This is a genomic window from Mesorhizobium sp. P2_E9 (assembly GCF_056403815.1).
Genome location: NZ_JBFUET010000008.1, coordinates 242,203 through 261,367 on the forward strand (window position 1 = coordinate 242,203; position 19,165 = coordinate 261,367).

12 protein-coding genes are annotated in these 19,165 nt (G+C 63.8%); 11 read left to right on the top strand and 1 reads right to left on the bottom strand.

Features of this window, described 5'->3' with window-relative positions; genetic code table 11:
• Nucleotides 1-94 precede the first annotated feature (94 nt).
• From AC1D05_RS16175 to AC1D05_RS16210, 8 genes are all read left to right on the top strand, one after another.
• Nucleotides 95-1,768, top strand: coding sequence for an amidohydrolase (locus AC1D05_RS16175; protein ID WP_477441987.1), 1,674 nt, complete (start codon nucleotides 95-97; stop codon nucleotides 1,766-1,768).
• Nucleotides 1,769-1,909: 141 nt separating this feature from the next.
• Nucleotides 1,910-3,010 carry an ABC transporter ATP-binding protein gene (locus AC1D05_RS16180; protein WP_477441989.1) on the top strand — a complete coding sequence of 367 codons (1,101 nt, stop codon included), beginning with the start codon at nucleotides 1,910-1,912 and terminating at the stop codon, nucleotides 3,008-3,010.
• Nucleotides 3,010-3,939 (top strand): ABC transporter permease, encoded by a 930-nt coding sequence (locus AC1D05_RS16185; protein ID WP_023770430.1) that lies wholly within the window; start codon nucleotides 3,010-3,012, stop codon nucleotides 3,937-3,939. The genes AC1D05_RS16180 and AC1D05_RS16185 overlap by 1 nt, the downstream gene beginning before the upstream one ends.
• On the top strand, nucleotides 3,932-4,744 hold the full coding sequence (locus AC1D05_RS16190; protein ID WP_477441990.1) for an ABC transporter permease: 813 nt from the start codon (nucleotides 3,932-3,934) through the stop codon (nucleotides 4,742-4,744). The genes AC1D05_RS16185 and AC1D05_RS16190 overlap by 8 nt, the downstream gene beginning before the upstream one ends.
• A 46-nt stretch (nucleotides 4,745-4,790) precedes the next feature.
• On the top strand, nucleotides 4,791-5,819 hold the full coding sequence (locus AC1D05_RS16195; protein WP_477441992.1) for an extracellular solute-binding protein: 1,029 nt from the start codon (nucleotides 4,791-4,793) through the stop codon (nucleotides 5,817-5,819).
• 161 nt (nucleotides 5,820-5,980) lie between these two features.
• Nucleotides 5,981-7,177, top strand: a complete 1,197-nt coding sequence (locus AC1D05_RS16200; protein WP_477441994.1) for a serine hydrolase domain-containing protein — start codon at nucleotides 5,981-5,983, stop codon at nucleotides 7,175-7,177.
• Between the two features lie 32 nt (nucleotides 7,178-7,209).
• Nucleotides 7,210-8,391, top strand: a complete 1,182-nt coding sequence (locus AC1D05_RS16205; protein WP_477441996.1) for a serine hydrolase domain-containing protein — start codon at nucleotides 7,210-7,212, stop codon at nucleotides 8,389-8,391.
• A 127-nt stretch (nucleotides 8,392-8,518) separates the two neighbouring features.
• Complete coding sequence (locus AC1D05_RS16210) at nucleotides 8,519-10,843, top strand: Tex family protein (protein WP_477441998.1); 2,325 nt, start codon at nucleotides 8,519-8,521, stop codon at nucleotides 10,841-10,843.
• Here the strand turns inward: AC1D05_RS16210 and AC1D05_RS16215 are convergent, their stop codons facing one another.
• Entirely contained in the window at nucleotides 10,844-11,755 is a 912-nt protein-coding gene (locus tag AC1D05_RS16215; protein WP_477442000.1) for a LysR family transcriptional regulator, read from the bottom strand. It lies immediately after the preceding gene.
• 102 nt (nucleotides 11,756-11,857) lie between these two features.
• Between AC1D05_RS16215 and AC1D05_RS16220 the strand changes: the two genes are divergently transcribed.
• From AC1D05_RS16220 to AC1D05_RS16230, 3 genes are all read left to right on the top strand, one after another.
• Complete coding sequence (locus AC1D05_RS16220; RefSeq protein ID WP_477442002.1) at nucleotides 11,858-13,054, top strand: acyl-CoA dehydrogenase; 1,197 nt, start codon at nucleotides 11,858-11,860, stop codon at nucleotides 13,052-13,054.
• 322 nt (nucleotides 13,055-13,376) lie between these two features.
• Nucleotides 13,377-16,736 (top strand): transglutaminase family protein, encoded by a 3,360-nt coding sequence (locus AC1D05_RS16225; protein WP_477442004.1) that lies wholly within the window; start codon nucleotides 13,377-13,379, stop codon nucleotides 16,734-16,736.
• Between the two features lie 6 nt (nucleotides 16,737-16,742).
• Nucleotides 16,743-19,154 carry a circularly permuted type 2 ATP-grasp protein gene (locus AC1D05_RS16230; protein ID WP_477442006.1) on the top strand — a complete coding sequence of 804 codons (2,412 nt, stop codon included), beginning with the start codon at nucleotides 16,743-16,745 and terminating at the stop codon, nucleotides 19,152-19,154.
• Nucleotides 19,155-19,165: the final 11 nt, after the last annotated feature.

Below are 19,165 nucleotides of genomic sequence, written 5' to 3' on the forward strand. Positions count from 1 at the left end.
ACTTTCGTCCGATAGCGCCGCTGCGGTGACGTGGCCAGCTTGTCGGACAAGAGGATTGTCGGTCTCAATCGGTCATCAAAAGCGCGGAGTCGCGATGTCTGTCATGGGTGCGGGTCGTAGTGCGGATCTGATCGTCATCAACGGTCGTGTGCTGACCATGGACGATGACAATCCTGCCGCCGAGGCCGTTGCCGTCAAGGACGGCGCCATCATCGCCATTGGCAGCCGTGCCGCAATCGAAGAGCTCAAGGGAACGGCCACAGAGGTGATCGACGCCAAGGGCGGTTCGGTCCTGCCCGGTTTCATCGAAGCTCATATGCATCTGTTCGGCGGCGCGGCTGAACTCGACAATCTGCATCTGGCTGGCGTGCATGGCTTCGATGCCTTGCGGGATGCCATCCAGTCCTTTGCCGCGGCGCGGCCCAACGCCAAGCTTCTGATCGGCGCTGGCGTCGACTATGCGATCCTGCCCGAGCCGGTCACGCGCCACCATCTCGACCAAATCATCCCAGACCGCCCGTTCGCCATGTCGGCCTCCGACCACCATACGATGTGGGCGAACACGAAGGCGCTGGAAGAGGCGGGCCTCCTGCACGGAAGGGAATTGGGGCCGGGCAACGAGATCGTGATGGGTGCCGATGGCCTCGCGGCGGGCGAATTGCGCGAGGGCGAGGCTTTCGGCCCGATCCTGGAGCATTTCGGGCAGAACCGCACACGGCTCGGTCTTACGGGCGGTGAGCCTGAGCCTTATCCGTCCGCCGAGGAGCTTGCCGCCGATCGGGATTTGATGCATCGCGGCCTGGAATGGTGCGCCCGCCACGGCATCACGTCGATCCAGAACATGGACGGCAACCTCTACCAGCTTGAGTTGCTTGCCGGCCTGGAGGCGGAAGGGCGGCTTATATGCCGTACAAAAATCCCGTTCCATTTCAAGAACTTCATGGACCTCGGCATGCTTGAAAAGGCATCGACGATGGCTTCGACCTACAAATCGGAATGGCTGTCGTCGGGCATGGTCAAGGTGTTCTATGACGGCGTGCTCGATTCATGGACCGCTGTGATGGTCGACGACTATGCCGACCGTCCCGGCTGGCGCGGCGAGCCATTGTTCACGCCCGAGCATTTCACCGAAGTGGCGGTGGAGGCCGACCGCAGAGGCCTGCAGATCGCCGTTCATTCGATCGGTGACGGCGCAGTCCGCGCAGTGCTCGACGGTTATGAGGCGGCGCAGAAGGCCAATGGCAAGCGGGACAGCCGTCACCGCGTCGAGCATATCGAGGTCACCACCCCGACAGATGTGCCGCGGTTCGCGGAGCTTGGCGTCATCGCTTCGATGCAACCGCCGCATCCGCCCGGCGCCATGAACTTTCCGCTGGAGCCGACGATTTCGCGCATCGGCCGCGACAAGTGGCCGCTGAGCTATGCCTGGCGCACGCTCAAGGATGCTGGCGCCCGCGTCGTGTTCGCTTCCGACTGGCCAGTCTCGCCGGTTGATCCGATCCTGGGCATCCAAGCGGCGGTCATGCGCAAACCTTGGGCAGAAGGCCTGCCGGACCAGAGTTTCTCGCTGCATGAAGCGCTTGCCGGCTATACGGTCGAGGGCGCCTACAGCGAATTCATGGAAGACCGCAAAGGCGTGCTGAAGCCGGGTTATCTGGCGGATATCGTCGTTTTGTCGGCCGATATCGAGAGGACTGCCCCGGAAGCGTTGCATACCGTGCGGCCGGTGACGACGATCTGTGGTGGCAAAATCACCTACCAAGCCTGACTGTGGCATGGGGCTTGCTACCCCAAAACTACTAACTGAACTGTGATTCAATGCCGGGCTTGCCAACATACCGGGCGTGTGGTCACATCCAACAGGGGAACAGCTCCGCCAGCAAGAGCGGGGTCAACGATGAGGCGTATCGTGCCGGACAAACCGGATCGGAATGCGATTCAAGTAGTAAACGTCAGCAAAATTTTCGGATCGGGTGAAGGGCAGGTCGCTGCCCTCGACACGGTCTCGGTATCGATCCGCGAGAACGAGTTCTTCACACTGCTGGGGCCATCCGGCTGCGGAAAGACGACGTTGTTACGGCTGATAGCCGGCTTTGATTTTCCGAGTGCCGGCGAAATCCTGCTCTACGGACAGGACATCGCGCCGCTGCCGCCGTTCAAGCGGCCGGTCAACACAGTCTTCCAGTCCTATGCGCTGTTCCCGCACATGACGGTGGCCGACAATATCGGCTTCGGCCTGGAAATGCTGGGTAAGCCGAAGGCGGAGATTACGGCCCGCGTCGCCCAGATGCTGAAGCTGGTCAAGATGGAAGCGCTGAGCAATCGCCGCACCAGCCAAATCTCCGGCGGCCAGCAGCAGCGCGTGGCGCTGGCGCGGGCGCTCGCACCGCAGCCGAAGGTGCTGTTGCTCGACGAACCGCTCTCCGCGCTCGATTACAAGCTGCGCAAGGAAATGCAGATCGAGTTGAAGCGGCTGCAGCACGAGACCGGCATCACCTTCATCTTCGTCACCCACGACCAGGAAGAAGCGCTGACCATGTCGGACCGCATCGCTGTCATGTCGGCGGGCAAAATCCTGCAGGTAGGCGCGCCGCGCGACATCTACGACCGACCGGCCGAACGCTTCGTCGCCGACTTCATCGGCGAGACCAACTTCCTCAAGGGTACCGTGGTGTCGAAGAAATCCGGCATCGCCACCGTGAAGCTCGCCTCCGGCGCAACCGTGGCGGCAGGGTTCCCTGAGAGCTTCGATCCCTCGGGTGCAGTCACGGTCGTCGTGCGGCCTGAGCATGCGGATCTGATCGCCGATGTGTCCAAGGGCACGGTCGCCGGAACTCTGGAGAATATCGTCTATTTCGGCACCGATACGCACTACCACGTCAAGCTCGACGGCGGTGACAACTTCATCGTGCGTTACCAGAACAGCCGGTCCGGCGCAGTGACATACGAGACGGGCGCCAAGGTGGGCATCGTCTTCGAAGACGACGGCGCGCGGATACTGAAGGACTGATGACAATGGCGCTTTCCCAAGCCGCGTTGTTCGAAGCCAAGGCCGAGAAAGCAAGTGCCAGGCGCAATCGCCTGCTTTCCCTGCCGGCGCTGATCGTCATCGGAATTTTCGGCGTGCTGCCGCTGCTGATCATCCTAGTCTATTCGTTTCTCCAGGCCGCGCCCTATGGTGGCGTGCAATGGAAGTTTTCGACGGACGCCTATCTGAACTTCCTGTTCCAGCAGGATATTTTCGACGACACGCTGCAGTTCACGCCGGATTTCCTGATCATCTATCTGCGCTCGTTTCTGTTCGCCGTGGTGACGACGGTCATCTGCCTGCTGCTGGGGTTTCCAACCGCCTACTTCATGGCGACACGCACGCCGGCGCAGCGCAACTGGTGGGTGCTGCTGATCACCATCCCGTTCTGGTCGAACCTTCTGGTGCGCACGCTGGCCATCATGTTCATCATCCGCGACGAAGGTCTCATCAACAACCTACTGATCGGGCTTGGCGTGATCGATAAGCCGATCACCATGCTTTATACGAACTTCGCCATCCAGCTCGGCCTGCTCTACTCGTTCCTGCCGTTCATGATCCTGCCGCTCTATGCCAGCCTGGAGAAACTGGATTTCCGGCTGGTCGAGGCGGCCAACGACCTCTACGCGACGCGCCGGCAAGTTCTTTGGCGGGTGATCATTCCGTTGTCGCTGCCTGGCATCATCGCGGGCTGTCTGCTTGTCTTCATTCCCGCGCTCGGCGCCTATGTGACGCCGCTTATCCTTGGCGGCGGCATCCACCTGATGATCGGCGATCTCATCGCGCAGCAGTTCGGTTCCGGGCGAAACTGGCCGCTCGGTTGCGCCCAAGCGCTGATCCTGATGGCCGCGGTGCTGGTCGCCCTCTACTTCTATGTTCGCACCACGTCGGGGAAGATCCAGCATGGCTGATCCCCGCAACGTCGATATCAAGGACCAGCCCGGGTTCCGCACGATCGCCATCATCTGCGTTGCCGTGCTTTACGTCCCGATCCTGATCCTGATGATCTTTTCATTCAACACGGGTTCGCTGGTCACCCATTGGGAAGGAGTCGGCGTGACCTGGTACGGCACTGCACTGCTCAATCAGGAATTCCACAACGCCGCCGAGAACACACTGATCATCTCGGTAAGCGCGACGATCGTTTCGACGATCTGCGCCACGCTGGCGGCGATAGGTATGACGCGGGTGAAGCCGTGGCGTGGCCTGCCGGCCGCCTTCATGGTCATCAACCTGCCGCTGATGGTTCCCGAGATCATCACGGCAGTGGCGACCTTGTCCTTCTTCGCCCTGATTGCCGGCGTCTTCGGGCTGAATTTCGGTATCGGCAATCTGATCCTCGCCCATACCGTGTTCTGCATTCCCTTCGCCTACATGCCGATCCGGGCGCGTCTCGAGGACATGGACCTGACGCTCGAATCCGCCGCCGCCGATCTCTACGCCACGCCGTGGCATGCGTTCCGGCGCATAACACTGCCCTTGCTTGTTCCCGGCATCATGTCGGGTGCGGCACTCGCCTTCATCGTCTCCTTCGACGATTTCACCATCACGCAGCTCGTCGCCGGCCCCGGCCAGACGACCCTGCCTCTCTACATCTGGAACCAGATCAGGCGGCCGATGACGCCGGAGATCAATGCCATCTCCACCATCCTGCTCCTGGTCTCGATCCTCTTCGTCTCGGTATCGTTCCTGATCGCGCGCCGACGCGCCAAGTGAATCGACGCGCCAAGTGAATCAATGGGAAGGCAAAGGAGAACAAAAAATGTCTAGGAAACTGATGGCTGCCGTTTCGACGGCAGTGCTTTTGTGGGCGGTGCCCGCACTCGCCGATGGCGAGCTGCATATCTACAATTGGGGTGACTACACCAATCCCAAGCTGATCGAAAAGTTCGAGAAACAGTACAACATCAAGGTCACGCTGGACGACTATGATTCCAACGAAACCATGCTGTCGAAGGTGCGCGCCGGCAATTCCGGCTACGACATCGTGGTGCCGTCCGACTACACGGTGAAGATCATGGTCGACGAGGGCCTGCTCGAAAAGACCGAGCCCAACGCGATGCCGAACGGCAAGAACATCGATCCGCGTTTCCTCGACATCTATTGGGACAGCGGCCGCCACTACACCGCGCCCTGGCAGTTCGGCACCACGGCGTTCGCCGTCAACACGGACAAGTTCAAGGGCAACATCGACACGCTGGCCATCCTCTTCGACTCGCCGGCTGAGCTGAAGGGCCAGATCAACATCCTCGACGACGTCAACACCGTCATGCATGCGGCCGAGCGTTATGCCGGCGTGCCGCGCTGCGGTGCCGACAAGGCCAATCTGAAGAAGGTCAACGACATTCTGACGGCCGCCAAGCCGTCCTGGAAGACCTTCAGCTACGACACCATCACCAAGATCACCTCCGGCGACGTGATCGTGACGGAACAGTGGAACGGCGCGACCTATCGCTCGCGGCAGAAAATCCCGGCCATCAAATATGCCTATCCGAAGGAAGGCATCGAAGGCTGGATGGACAATGTGGCTGTGCTGAAGGGCGCCAAAAACCTCGACAATGCCAAGCTGTTCCAGGATTTCATCATGGCCCCGGAAAATGCGGCCCTGATCTCGGAATTCGCCGGCTACGACAATGGCATTGCCGGCAGCCACAAGTTCCTGCAGCCGGATTTCGCCAATTCGCCGGAACTCAATCCGCCGGCAGGCGCGCCGGTGGCGGAATTCGTTCCGCCCTGTCCGCCGGATGTGGTGGAGATCTACAACAAGATCTGGACCAATTTGCGCAAATAGGTTCGGTCTAAAGTCCAGCGGAAGGGAGGCTTCGGCCTCCCTTCTTTGCGACGCGTCGCATGTGGAGGGCTCACGCGACGCTGCCAATTCTTGTTTTCATGCATGTCGTCGTCCCAAAACCGCTACGCACTTTTGGGCGGCATGCATCGTGGGAGGGTTCCATGACATCTTACCGCAACAGCGATCCGCGGCCGCAGATCATGCAGGGCTCGCCGCCCGCCATGGTGCCGCCGAAGCTCGACTGGGACCGGCCGCCATGGAACCGCTGGGCGTTCCAGCACATCCGCGAAATTCTGCCGACCGCCGAAGTCTGGCGCGGTAACGGCCATCGCCATCGTCTCGAACGCGCCGAGGTCGATCTCGACGGGCTGGCGGTCGAGGACAGCGAGGGCAAGCCGACAACGCTCGCCGGGCTGCTCGACGAGACCTATACGGACGGTTTCCTGGTGCTCAAGCACGGCAAGGTCGCCTATGAGCGCTATTTCAACGGCATGGACGAGCGCACGCTGCATCTGTCGCAGTCGATGGCCAAATCCGTCACAGGCTCGGTGTTCGGCATACTGGCCGGACGCGGCCTGATCGATCCGGCCAGGCCGGTGACCGACTACCTGCCGGAACTGGCGGAGACAGGCTGGGCCGGCGCGACTGTCCAGCATGTGCTCGACATGACGACGGGTGTGCGTTTTTCCGAGGAATACACCGACCGCTACTCCGATATCGGCCAGGTCGATGTCGCCACCGGCTGGAAGCCGGTGCCGCCGGGCAGCGATCCGGAGTTCCGCTGGCCCTCGCACATGTTCGAACTGATTTTGGGACTTACGGAAACAGTCCGCCCGCACGGGGCGGCGTTCGAATACCGCTCGATCGAGACCGACGTGCTCGCCTTCATCATGGAACGGGTGACGGGCAAGCGTCTGCCGCAGCTGGTTTCCGAAGAGCTCTGGCAAAAGCTCGGTGCCGACGAAAGTGCCTGCTTCACCGTCGACAGCGCCGGCTATGCCGTGGCCGATGGCGGCTTCAACGCCACGCTGCGCGACTATGGCCGCTTCGGCCAGATGATCCTCGACAATGGCGGCGGCATCGTGCCGGCCGACTGGATCGAGGCGACGCGTAACGGCAGGCATGGGGCGGACTTCGGCCCCAGCCTGCCCGAAGGCAGCTACCGCAACCAGTTCTGGATCGAGGACCCGCGTTCGCGCGCGCTGATGTGCCGGGGCGTGTTCGGACAGATGATCCATATTGACTGGAACACGGGAATGGTCGTGGCGAAGCTGTCGACCTGGCCGGATTTCAGCAATCTCGCCTACGGCATGGCGACGCTGAAGGCGGTGCATGCCATCGCCGCCGCGCTCGCCTGAATCTCAAGACGAAAACACCCTGAGGAAACGCCATGACCGGCAAGACCGCGTTCGAGACCCGCTACGGCTTCGGCCGCAATGAGGTGCTGCTCGGCAACTGGCGAGAAAACCCGTTTAACCGATGGTCGTTCCAGAACCTTGGTGAACTGGTGCCGACGGCACGCGTGGCTGCGGCACCGGCCGGTGCCGAGGCACCCGCACGGGATATGGGAGGCCTGCTCAGCGAAAAGGTTTCGGTCGCCAGCGCGCCGGAGACGGTGGCCGACTTCCTTGTGCGCTCCAGCACCGACGCGCTGACGGTGATGAAGAGCGGCAAGATCATTGGCGACTGGTTCGCGCCCCACATGGATTTCGGCGCTCGCCACATCATCTTTTCGGTCAGCAAGTCGGTCACCGCCATCATTGCCGGTATATTGGAAGGCGAGGGGACGTTCGATCCGCAAGCGCCGGTGACGCAGTACATTCCCGAAGCCGCCGGCTCGGCCTATGGCGATGCCAGCGCGCGACATGTGCTCGACATGAGCGTCAGCCTCGATTTCGAGGAAGCCTATCTCGACCCTGAAAGCGCCTTTGCCCGCTACCGCCGTGCCACGCTGTGGAATCCGGGTGGCGGCACCGAAAGCCTGCGCGAATTCATCCTGAGCCTGCAGCGGCTGGCCGAGCCGCATGGCCAGACCTTCCGCTACCGTTCGCCCAATTCCGACCTGCTCGGCCTGCTGCTCGAACGCGCGTCGGGCCAGCGCTTCACCGACCTGATGCGCGAGAAGCTGTGGCTGCCGCTTGGCGCCGTCAGCGAAGCCTCGATCGGCGTCGACATGGAAGGCACGGCGCGCACCGCCGGCGGCATTTCGGTGACGCCGCGCGACCTGGCGCGCATCGGCGAGATGATGCGGCAAGGCGGCACGGTCAATGGCCGCCGCATCGTGCCCGAGGCCTGGGTGCGCGACACGACCAGCACCGGCGGCAGTGCGGATGCCTGGCAGCGTGGCGCGATGCTGCCGCTGTTCCCAAAAGGCCGCTATCGCAACAAATGGTACCAGACCGGACACGAAAACGGTGCCTATTGCGGCATCGGCATCCACGGCCAGTGGCTCTACGTCGATCCCAGGACCGAAGTCGTCATATCCAAGATGTCGTCGCAGCCGGTACCTGTAGACGATCCGCTCGATGCCGAGATTGTCGCGTTTTTCGAAGCGCTGAGCCGGATGGTCTGAACCGTCCGGCGCGGCTCCTTGCCGCGTGGTTTCTTGTGGACCGCCTGCGACGGTTGAAAACGTCGCGGTTGGCGGGGCAGGCATCTACGCCTATGGTCGCCGCTCTTTCGACGAGAGTGGGAATGACATGGCATCCGACATCAAGCGCATCGCAGCCATCATCGCGGCCGAGATCAAGGCCCGGCCGGAACAGGCTGCCGCGGCGATCGAACTGCTCGACGAGGGTGCGACGGTGCCGTTCGTGGCGCGTTACCGCAAGGAGGTGACCGGCGGGCTCGACGACACGCAATTGCGCGACCTTGCCGAGCGGCTGGCCTATCTGCGCGAACTCGATGCCCGCCGTGACACCATCCTCGGCTCGATCCGTGAACAGGGCAAGCTGACCACCGAGCTTGAGGGCAAGATCGCCGCCGCCGCCACCAAGGCGGAGCTGGAAGACATCTATCTGCCCTACAAGCCGAAGCGCCGCACCAAGGCCGAGATCGCCAGGGAGCGCGGGCTGGGGCCGCTGGCGGAGGCCATTCTTGCCAACCGTTCGCGGGTGCCCGCCGAGCTGGCTCTCGCCTATGTCACCGAGGAGGTGGCCGATGCCAAGGCGGCGCTGGAAGGCGCGCGCGACATCCTGTCGGAACAGTTTGCCGAGAATGCCGATCTGGTCGGCAAGCTGCGCACCTACATGAAGGACCGCGCCTTCATGCGCGCCAGGGTGGTCGACGGCAAGCAGGAGGCCGGCGCGAAATTCTCCGACTATTTCGACCATGTCGAGCGCTGGGCAAATGTGCCGAGCCATCGTGCGCTGGCCATGCTGCGTGGCCGCAACGAGGAGGTGCTGTCGCTCGACATCGAGGTCGACGCCGACGATACCTCGCCGGTGAAGCCGGTCGAGCGGATGATCGCCAACGCCTATGCCATCGGCGCCAGTCTGCCGGGCGACCGCTGGCTGATGGACGTCGCGGGCTGGACCTGGCGCATCAAGCTTTCGCTGCACCTGACGCTCGATCTGATGCGTGACCTGCGGGAGCGGGCCGAGGAAGAGGCAATCCATGTCTTTGCCCGCAACCTCAAGGATCTGCTTCTCGCTGCTCCCGCTGGTTCGCGTGCCACGATGGGCCTCGACCCCGGCATCCGCACCGGCGTCAAGGTTGCCGTGGTCGATGGCACCGGCAAGGTGCTGACAACGACGACGGTCTATCCGTTCCCGCCGAAGAACGATGTGCGTGGCACGCAGGCCGAACTCGCCAAGCTCATCCGCCTGCACAAGGTCGAGCTGATTTCGATCGGCAACGGCACCGGCAGCCGCGAGACGGAGAAGCTGGTGGCGGACATGCTGTCCGACATGCCTTCCGATGGTGGGCCGAAGCCGCTGAAGGTGATCGTCAGCGAGGCTGGCGCCTCGGTCTATTCGGCGTCGGCGACGGCAGCGGCGGAATTTCCTGGGCTCGACGTGTCTTTGCGCGGCGCGGTGTCGATCGCGCGGCGGCTGCAGGATCCGCTCGCCGAATTGGTCAAGATCGAACCCAAATCGATCGGCGTCGGCCAGTATCAGCACGATGTCGACCAGTACCGGCTCGGCCGCTCGCTGGAAGCGGTGGTCGAGGACGCGGTCAACGCGGTCGGCGTCGATCTCAACACCGCCTCGGCGCCGCTGCTGGCCCGCGTATCAGGCCTTGGTGCGTCGCTTGCCGATGCCATCGTCGCGCATCGCGATGCGACCGGCCCGTTCGCCAGCCGCAAGGACCTGCTCAAGGTGCCACGGCTTGGACCGCGCGCGTTCGAACAATCCGCCGGCTTCCTGCGCATTGCCAATGGCAGCGAGCCGCTTGACGCCTCGTCGGTGCATCCGGAAGCCTATGGCGTGGCCAAGAAGATTGTCGCCGCCTGCGGTCGCGATGTGCGCTCGCTGATGGGCGACAGCGCGGCGCTCAAGGCGCTCGACCCGCGTGTCTTCGTCGACGAGCGTTTCGGCTTGCCGACGGTGCGCGACATCCTGGCGGAGTTGGAAAAGCCCGGCCGCGATCCGCGCCCCGGCTTCAAGACCGCGACCTTCGCCGACGGCGTCGACGACATCAAGGATCTGAAGCCAGGCATGCTGCTGGAAGGCACCGTCACCAATGTTGCTGCCTTCGGTGCCTTCGTCGATATCGGTGTCCACCAGGACGGCCTGGTGCATGTCTCGCAACTGGCCGACCGTTTCATCAAGGACGCGCATGAAGTGGTCAAGGCCGGCGACGTGGTAAAGGTGCGCGTCGTCGACGTCGACATCAAGCGCAAGCGCATCGCGCTTTCCATGCGCAAGGACGGCGGCGAGGGCGGCGCATCGAAAGGCGGGCCGCGCGACAATGGCGGCGGCAGGCCGGCGCCGCGCTCGCCAACACCGCAGCGCCAGCCGGAGCGGCCCGCACAGCAAGGGGCGTTCGGCGCGGCGCTGGCCGATGCCTTGAAGCGGAAGTAGCTACCAAGCCAGAACAGCCGGCTCCTTCTCAAGCTGGCTCAGCAACCAGTCGCGAAAACTGGCGACCGGCGGATGGCCGCGCTTGTCGTGCGGCACAACAAGGTAGTACGCGCTGCGGCTTTGCATGGGCTGGCCGGGCGCCGGTACAAGCTGGCCGCGCTGTAATTCACCGGCGATGAGCAGCAGCGGCAGCAGCGCCACGCCGAGCCCTGCCATGCAGGCCTGGGCGGCGGTGCCGAACTGTTCGAACTGCATTCCGGGTCCGGTCGGCGCGCTCAGGCCCTGGTGCTCGAACCATTCGGTCCAGGCGCCGGGTCGTGTCGCCATGTGCAGCAGGGGCAGGCGGCCGATATCGGCCGGTGTGGCGATGGCGCGGCCGGCGAGGAATTCGGGCGACACCACCGGCGCCACCGTTTCGCGCACCAGCAAGGTGGAGTCCGCCTCCGGCCAGTCCGGGAGGCCGTAGTGGATGGCGGCGTCCAGTCTCTCCCTGGCGAAGTCGAAGCGACCGACGCGGGTGACGAAGTTGATGGTGATGTCGGGATTGTTTTCGACGAAATCGGGGATCATCGGCATCAGCCAGCGCGTGCCGAAGGTTGGCAAAATGGCAAGGTTCAGGATGCCACTATGCCGATTGCTCATCAATCCAAGGGCTGCATCGCGCAACTGGCCAAGCGCTGAGCGCACAGCCTCGGCGTAGATTTCGCCAGCTGTCGACAGCCGGACATTGCGGCTGTCGCGCTCGAACAACCGGCGGCCGAACTGGTCCTCCAGCAGCCTGATCTGCCGGCTGACGGCGCCCTGGGTCAGATCCAGCTCCTGGGCGGCGGCGGTGAAACTGCCAAGCCTAGCCACGGCCTCAAAGGCGGCGAGGGCGCTGATGTTGGGCAAGAGGCGGCGCTGAACACTCATGATCCATTCCTAACGCTCATTGATCTGTGAAGCAATTTCGTTTGATTTTTTGGGGCCACGGGCCGATAAGCCGGGCTTCACCCGTTTGAGGACCGAGAAGCCATGGCCGCCGACAAGAATGCATTCGTCTGGGAAGATCCGTTCCTGATCGAGGACCAGCTGTCCGAAGACGAGCGCATGGTGCGCGACGGCGCGGCGGCCTTTGCCGCCGACAAGCTCGCGCCGCGCATCGAGGACGCCTATCTCAACGAAACCTTCGACACCGCGATCTTTCGCGAAATGGGCGATGCCGGTCTGCTCGGCATCAACATTCCGGAAGAATTCGGCGGGCTCGGCGCCAGCTATGTAACCTACGGGCTGGTCGCGCGGGAAGTCGAACGTGTCGATTCCGGCTATCGCTCGATGATGTCCGTGCAGTCGTCGCTGGTGATGTATCCGATCTATGCCTATGGCTCGGATGAACAGCGCAAGAAGTATCTGCCCAAGCTTGCCAGCGGCGAATGGATCGGCTGTTTCGGCCTGACCGAGCCGGATGCCGGTTCCGATCCGGGCGGCATGAAGACGCGCGCCGAGAAGACCGCCAACGGCTACAAGCTCTCCGGCTCCAAGATGTGGATTTCCAACGCGCCGGTCGCCGACGTGTTCGTCGTCTGGGCGAAGCTGAAGGGCGAGAACGGCAAGGACGAGATCCGCGGTTTCGTGCTGGAAAAGGGCATGAAGGGGCTTTCGGCGCCGAAGATCGGCGGCAAGCTGTCGCTGCGGGCGTCGATCACCGGCGAGGTGGTGATGGAAGGCGTCGAGGTCGGCGAGGATGCGCTGCTGCCCAACGCCAAGGGCCTTGGCGGCCCGTTCGGCTGTCTCAACCGGGCTCGCTATGGCATTTCCTGGGGTTCGATGGGCGCCGCGGAAGATTGCTGGCACCGCGCCCGCCAGTATGGTCTCGACCGCAAGCAGTTCGGCAAGCCGCTGGCCGGCACGCAACTCTATCAGAAGAAGCTCGCCGACATGCAGACCGAGATCGCGCTCGGGTTGCAGGCATCGTTGCGCGTCGGGCGCCTGCTCGACGAAGGCAAGATGGCGCCGGAGATGATCTCGATCGTCAAGCGTAACAATTGCGGCAAGGCGCTCGACATCGCCCGCCAGGCCCGCGACATGCATGGCGGCAACGGCATCCAGATCGGCTATCACGTCATGCGCCACGCGCAGAATCTGGAGACCGTCAACACCTATGAGGGCACGCATGACGTGCACGCGCTGATCCTGGGACGGGCACAGACGGGCATTCAGGCGTTTTTCTAAAGCTATGCCGATATTCAGGTGGGACCGGCCTGCAAACGACCGATACCTGCGCTTCCCGCCTTCGCCGGCCGAAGCACTCATGCGCGGCGTGGCAGCTAAATTTAGGCTACGGCCGGCGTAGGCCGGTGCTCACGTACCCAAAAATACGTCCGCTCCGGTTCTCGGTATCAGCCGTTTTCGACTCGGCCAGACTGAATCTCGACACAGCTTAGCCGGCAACGCTGCTTAAATTAGGTGCACCGCAACATCTGTGCTTGGAGAATGGCCGGCAGATGTGTCAGGGTTCGGCGAATTCATTTGAAACGCCGATCTCCGGGGCCCCATGGCAATTTTGGCAGCCGTCTACCACCTGACCCACTACAAATATGACCGGCCGGTGGTGCTCGGGCCCCAGATCATCAGGCTGCAGCCGGCGCCGCATTCCCGTACCAAGGTGCTCAGCCACTCTTTGAAGGTCGAGCCGGCGAACCACTTCGTCAATCTGCAGCAGGACCCCTACGGCAACTTCCTCGCCCGCTTCGTCTTCCCGGAGCCGGTGAGCGAGCTGAAGATCGAGGTCGACCTCGTCGCCGACATGACGGTCTACAATCCGTTCGATTTCTTCGTCGAGCCCTCGGCCGAGGCGTTTCCGTTCGAGTACCCGGAAGAGATACGCGACGATCTCGCCATCTACCGCACGCCTGAGCCGGCGGGTCAGCTGCTCGCGGCCTTCCTCAGGACTGTCGAGCGCAGCGCTCCCAACACCGTCAATTTTCTCGTCGATCTCAATGCCCGACTGCAGCGCGAGATCGCCTATATCGTGCGCATGGAGACCGGCGTGTTCTCGCCGGAGGAAACGCTGGCCGCCGGCAAGGGCTCGTGCCGGGATTCGAGCTGGCTGCTGGTGCAGATCCTGCGCAATCTCGGCATCGCCGCTCGCTTCGTCTCCGGCTATCTGATCCAGCTGAAGCCTGACCTCATCGCGCTCGATGGCCCGGCCGGCACCGCGGTCGATTTCACCGATCTGCATGCGTGGTGCGAGGTCTATCTTCCCGGCGCCGGCTGGATCGGCTTCGATCCGACCTCCGGCCTGCTGACCGGCGAGAGCCATGTGCCGCTCGCCGCGACACCGCATTTCCGCAATGCTGCGCCGATTTCCGGCATGGCGAGCTTTGCCAATGTCGAATTCGGCTTCGAGATGCGGGTCGACCGCATCGCCGAGCATCCGCGCATCACCAAGCCATTCTCCGATGAGAGCTGGCGGGCGCTCGATGCGCTGGGCAACAAGGTCGATGCCGCGCTTGCGGCCGGGGACGTGCGGCTGACGATGGGCGGCGAGCCGACCTTCGTGTCGATCGACGATTTCGAGTCCGCCGAATGGAACACTGCCGCCGTCGGCCCGACCAAACGCGAAAAGGCCGACGCGCTGATCCGCAAACTGCGCGAGCGTTTCGCGCCGGGCGGCTTCCTCCATTACGGCCAGGGCAAATGGTATCCCGGCGAAAGCCTGCCGCGCTGGACCTTCTCGCTCTACTGGCGCGCCGACGGCCAGCCGGTGTGGAGCGACCCGTCGCTGATCGCGCGCGAAAAGAGTTCGGCCGATATCGGCCCGAAACAAGCCGAAAGCCTGCTCACGGCAATTGCCGGTGAGCTTGGCATCGACAAGAGCATGGTCAGCGAAGCCTATGAGGATCCGGCCGAGTGGCTGCTCAAGGAAGGCAAGCTGCCCGAAAATGTCGATCCGTCCAATTCCAAGCTGGAGGACCCGGAAGAACGCAGCCGCATGGCGAAAGTGTTCGAGCGCGGGCTGACCAAACCGTCCGGTTACGTGCTGCCGGTGCAGCGCTGGAACAGCCAGGCGTCGGGACCGCGCTGGCGTTCGGAAAAATGGAAGACACGGCGCGGCCGGCTGTTCCTGGTGCCGGGCGATTCGCCGGTCGGCTACCGCCTGCCGCTGGGCACGCTACCCTATGTGCCGCCGGCGCAATTCCCCTACATCGTGCCGGTCGATCCGTCGCTGCCGCGTGGAGCGCTGCCGGCGCGTGAGGCGATCTTGCCCACAGTGGCTCCGGCCGAACTGGAAGGCGCCGATGAAATGGCACGCCGCCAGCAGGCGGCGTCCTTTACCGCCGCGACTGGCCAACAGGATCGGGTCGAGCAGGAGATCACCGAGATCGGCGGGGCGGTGCGTACGGCGCTTTCGGTCGAGCCGCGCGACGGCCGGCTTTGCGTGTTCATGCCACCGGTCGAGGCGCTGGAGGACTATCTGGAGCTGGTCGCGGCCGCCGAGAACGCGGCGAAGGCGATCGGCCTACCAGTCCACATCGAGGGCTATGGGCCGCCGCATGACCCGCGGCTCAACGTCATCCGTGTGGCGCCCGATCCCGGCGTCATCGAGGTCAACATCCACCCGGCCTCGAATTGGCAGGATTGCGTGGCGACGACGACGGCGATCTACGAGGAAGCGCGGCTGACGCGGCTTGGCGCCGATAAGTTCATGATCGACGGCCGCCACACCGGCACCGGCGGCGGCAACCATGTCGTGGTCGGCGGCGCGACGCCCAATGACAGCCCGTTCCTGCGCAGGCCCGACCTGTTGAAGAGCCTGGTGCTGCAATGGCAACGGCATCCCTCGCTATCCTATCTGTTCTCCGGCCTGTTCATCGGCCCGACCAGCCAGGCGCCGCGCTTCGACGAGGCGCGTCACGATTCACTCTACGAACTCGAAATCGCGATGGCGCAGGTGCCGCATCCCGATCAAGGCAATGCGCCGCTGCCGTGGCTGGTCGACCGGCTGTTCCGCAACCTTCTGACCGACGTCACCGGCAACACGCACCGCTCGGAAATCTGCATCGACAAGCTGTTCTCGCCGGATGGCCCGACCGGCCGGCTCGGACTGGTAGAGTTCCGCGGCTTCGAAATGCCGCCCAATGCGCGTATGAGCCTAGCGCAGCAACTGCTTGTCAGGGCGATCATTGCCCGCGCCTGGAAGACCCCGCTCGACGGCCGGTTCGTGCGTTGGGGCACATCGCTGCACGACCGCTTCATGCTGCCGCATCATGTCTGGGCTGACTTTCTCGATGTGCTCGACGACCTCAAGCTCAACGGCTTCGAGTTCCGGCCTGAATGGTTCGACGCGCAGCTCGAATTCCGCTTTCCCTTCTGCGGCGAGGTCCAGCATGCCGGCATCAAGCTGGAACTCCGGCAGGCGCTGGAGCCATGGCATGTCATGGGCGAGCAAGGAGCGATCGGCGGCACGGTGCGCTTCGTCGATTCCTCGGTCGAACGGCTCCAGGTCAAGACCGAAGGCCTGAACCCGGAGCGCCACGCCATCGTCTGCAACGGCCGCATCGTGCCGATGAAGGTCACGGACAACCGCGAGGTCGCGGTGGCGGGCGTGCGTTTCAAGGCCTGGCAGCCGGCTTCGGGCCTGCATCCGGCGCTGCCGGTCAACACGCCGCTGGTGTTCGACATCTATGACCGCTGGTCGGGCCGGGCGGTCGGCGGCTGCGTCTACCATGTCGCGCATCCCGGTGGGCGCAACTACGACACCTTCCCGGTCAATGGCAACGAGGCGGAGGCACGGCGGCTCGCCCGCTTCGAACCGCGCGGCCACACGCCATCTGGCTATGTACTGCGCGAAGAACAACCAGCGGAAGATTTCCCGATGACCCTTGACCTTCGGCGGCCGGCAAGACTCTGATCAGCGATGGCAAAGGGGAATCACAAAAGGATACGCGGCAAGCCGCAGATCCACAGCCTGCTGGAGCACTACCGGCCGATCGACGGCGTGGTCGACGAGATGGTCGACGCTGCAGGCAATCCCCGTCCGGTGTGGAAGCATTTCATCGAGGCGCTCGACGATTTGGGGGCCGAGAAGCTCGGCCAGCGCTTTGCCCGCGCCGACCAGTATCTGCGCGATGCCGGCGTCTACTACCGCGTCTACGACAAGGCCGGCGCCAATGAGCGCGAATGGCCGCTGGCGCATGTGCCCCTGCTCATCGAAGACGCCGAATGGGCCGCGATCAGCGCCGGGCTCGTCCAGCGCGCCGAGCTGTTCGAGGAAACCATCGCCGATATTTATGGGCCGAACCGGCTCGTCGAAAAAGGTATCCTGCCGGCGGGATTGATCGCCGCCAGCCCTGAATATTTGCGGCCTGTCGTGGGCACCACGCCGGCCGGCGGCCACTATCTGCATTTCTGTGCCTTCGAGCTTGGCCGCGGGCCAGACGGCCAGTGGTGGGTGTTGGGCGACCGTACGCAGGCGCCATCAGGCGCCGGCTTTGCCTTGGAGAACCGCGTCGCCACCACGCGCGCGTTGTCCGATATCTACGGTGAGATGCATGTGCACCGGCTTGCCGGCTTCTTCCGCCGCTTCCGCGACGCTTTGATCGGCATGGCCAGGGAAAGCGATGGCCGCGTCGCCATATTGACGCCGGGGCCGCTCAACGAAACCTATTACGAACACGCCTATATCGCCCGCTATCTCGGCATCATGCTGCTTGAGGGCGAGGACCTGACTGTCTCCGGCGGCCGGCTGATGGTGCGCACCGTTTCCGGCCTGATGCCGATCAGCGTGCTGTGGCGGCGGCTCGATGCCGCCTTCGCCGATCCGCTCGAACTGCGTTCGGATTCGCAGATCGGCACGCCGGGGCTGGTCGAGGCGATCCGGCAAGGGGCGGTTTCCACCGTCAATGCGTTGGGCTCCGGCCTGATGGAGACGCGGGCGCTGCTCGCTTTCCTGCCCAAGATCTCACGCGCCTTGCGGGGTGAGGAGTTGTTGCTGCCGAGCGTCGCGACATGGTGGTGTGGGCAAGCGACCGAACGCGCCCATGTGCTTGCCAATATCGACCGCATGGTGGTCGGCCCGGCGCTGTCGACAAGGCTTGCCTTCGAGGATGATGGCCAGACCACGCTCGGCTCCGCCTTGTCGGCCGGGGAGCGGGCCGAGTTGGTGGCGCGCATAGAACGCGATGGCGGCGCCTTCGTCGGCCAGGAAGCGGTGACGCTGTCGACGACGCCGGTCTTTGTCGGCGGTTGGCTGGAGCCGCGGCCGGCGAGCCTGCGGGTCTACCTGGCGCGCACGCCCGACGGATGGACGGTGATGCCGGGTGGGTTTGCCCGCGTCGGGATGTCGCTCGACCCGACGGCGATCGCCATGCAGCGCGGCGGCCAGGCGGCGGATGTCTGGGTGGTCAGCAACAGGCCGGTGGAGCGCGAGACGCTGCTGCCGCAGGAGGGCGACAGCTTTACCCGCACCAGGCCGGGCAGTTTGCCCAGCCGCGCGGCGGAAAACCTGACCTGGCTCGGCCGCTATATCGAGCGCTCGGAAGACACTGTGCGCATCCTGCGCGCCTACCATGTGCGGCTGGCCGAGACCTCCGATGCGGATATGCCGTTGCTCGCCGACATCAGGGACTATCTCGAACCGTTCGGCATTGACGTCGAGACGGCGATCCCGTCAGGATTGATCGGTACGCTGGACAGTGCCGTCTACAGCGCCGGACAGATCCGCGACCGCTTCTCGCCCGATGGCTGGCTGGCGCTGAAGGACCTGTCGAAGACGATCCATCAGTTCGCAACGACGGTGGCGCCGGGCGACGATGCGACGCGGGCGATGACGGTCATATTGCGCAAGCTTGCCGGCTTTTCCGGCTTGCTGCACGAGAACATGTACCGTTTCGCCGGCTGGCGCTTCCTCGAGATCGGCCGGCGGCTCGAACGCGGCATCCAGATCGCTCGTACGCTGTCCCGGCTGACCCGCGCCAAGGCGCCGGACGGCGCGCTCGACATGATGCTGGAGATCGGCGACAGCGTCATGACCCATCGTCGGCAATATCCAGTGCAGGCCGGCCGGCGCACGGTGATCGATCTTCTGGCGCTCGATCCGCTCAATCCGCGCTCCATCCTGTTCCAGTTGGAAAGGCTGAAGGCCGAGATCGGCCTGTTGCCGTCGGTCGGCAGTGAGGGGCATATGTCGCCGGCGGCGAAGGAGATCCTGCAGCTCAACACGGCCATCGCCATCAAGGAGCCTTCGGACATGACGGCAAAGGCGCTGGACGAACTCGCCTATGAAATAGGCGGTCTCTACAACAGCCTCGCCAAAGCCTATTTCGGCTAGAGCAATTCCAG

Coding starts and splice junctions, on each gene's coding strand:
- AC1D05_RS16210 (WP_477441998.1), top strand. CDS start 8,519: ATGGCATCCGACATCAAGCGCATCGCAGCCATCATCGCGGCCGAGATC.
- AC1D05_RS16215 (WP_477442000.1), bottom strand. CDS start 11,755: ATGAGTGTTCAGCGCCGCCTCTTGCCCAACATCAGCGCCCTCGCCGCC.
- AC1D05_RS16220 (WP_477442002.1), top strand. CDS start 11,858: ATGGCCGCCGACAAGAATGCATTCGTCTGGGAAGATCCGTTCCTGATC.
- AC1D05_RS16190 (WP_477441990.1), top strand. CDS start 3,932: ATGGCTGATCCCCGCAACGTCGATATCAAGGACCAGCCCGGGTTCCGC.
- AC1D05_RS16205 (WP_477441996.1), top strand. CDS start 7,210: ATGACCGGCAAGACCGCGTTCGAGACCCGCTACGGCTTCGGCCGCAAT.
- AC1D05_RS16230 (WP_477442006.1), top strand. CDS start 16,743: ATGGCAAAGGGGAATCACAAAAGGATACGCGGCAAGCCGCAGATCCAC.
- AC1D05_RS16195 (WP_477441992.1), top strand. CDS start 4,791: ATGTCTAGGAAACTGATGGCTGCCGTTTCGACGGCAGTGCTTTTGTGG.
- AC1D05_RS16185 (WP_023770430.1), top strand. CDS start 3,010: ATGACAATGGCGCTTTCCCAAGCCGCGTTGTTCGAAGCCAAGGCCGAG.
- AC1D05_RS16225 (WP_477442004.1), top strand. CDS start 13,377: ATGGCAATTTTGGCAGCCGTCTACCACCTGACCCACTACAAATATGAC.
- AC1D05_RS16175 (WP_477441987.1), top strand. CDS start 95: ATGTCTGTCATGGGTGCGGGTCGTAGTGCGGATCTGATCGTCATCAAC.
- AC1D05_RS16200 (WP_477441994.1), top strand. CDS start 5,981: ATGACATCTTACCGCAACAGCGATCCGCGGCCGCAGATCATGCAGGGC.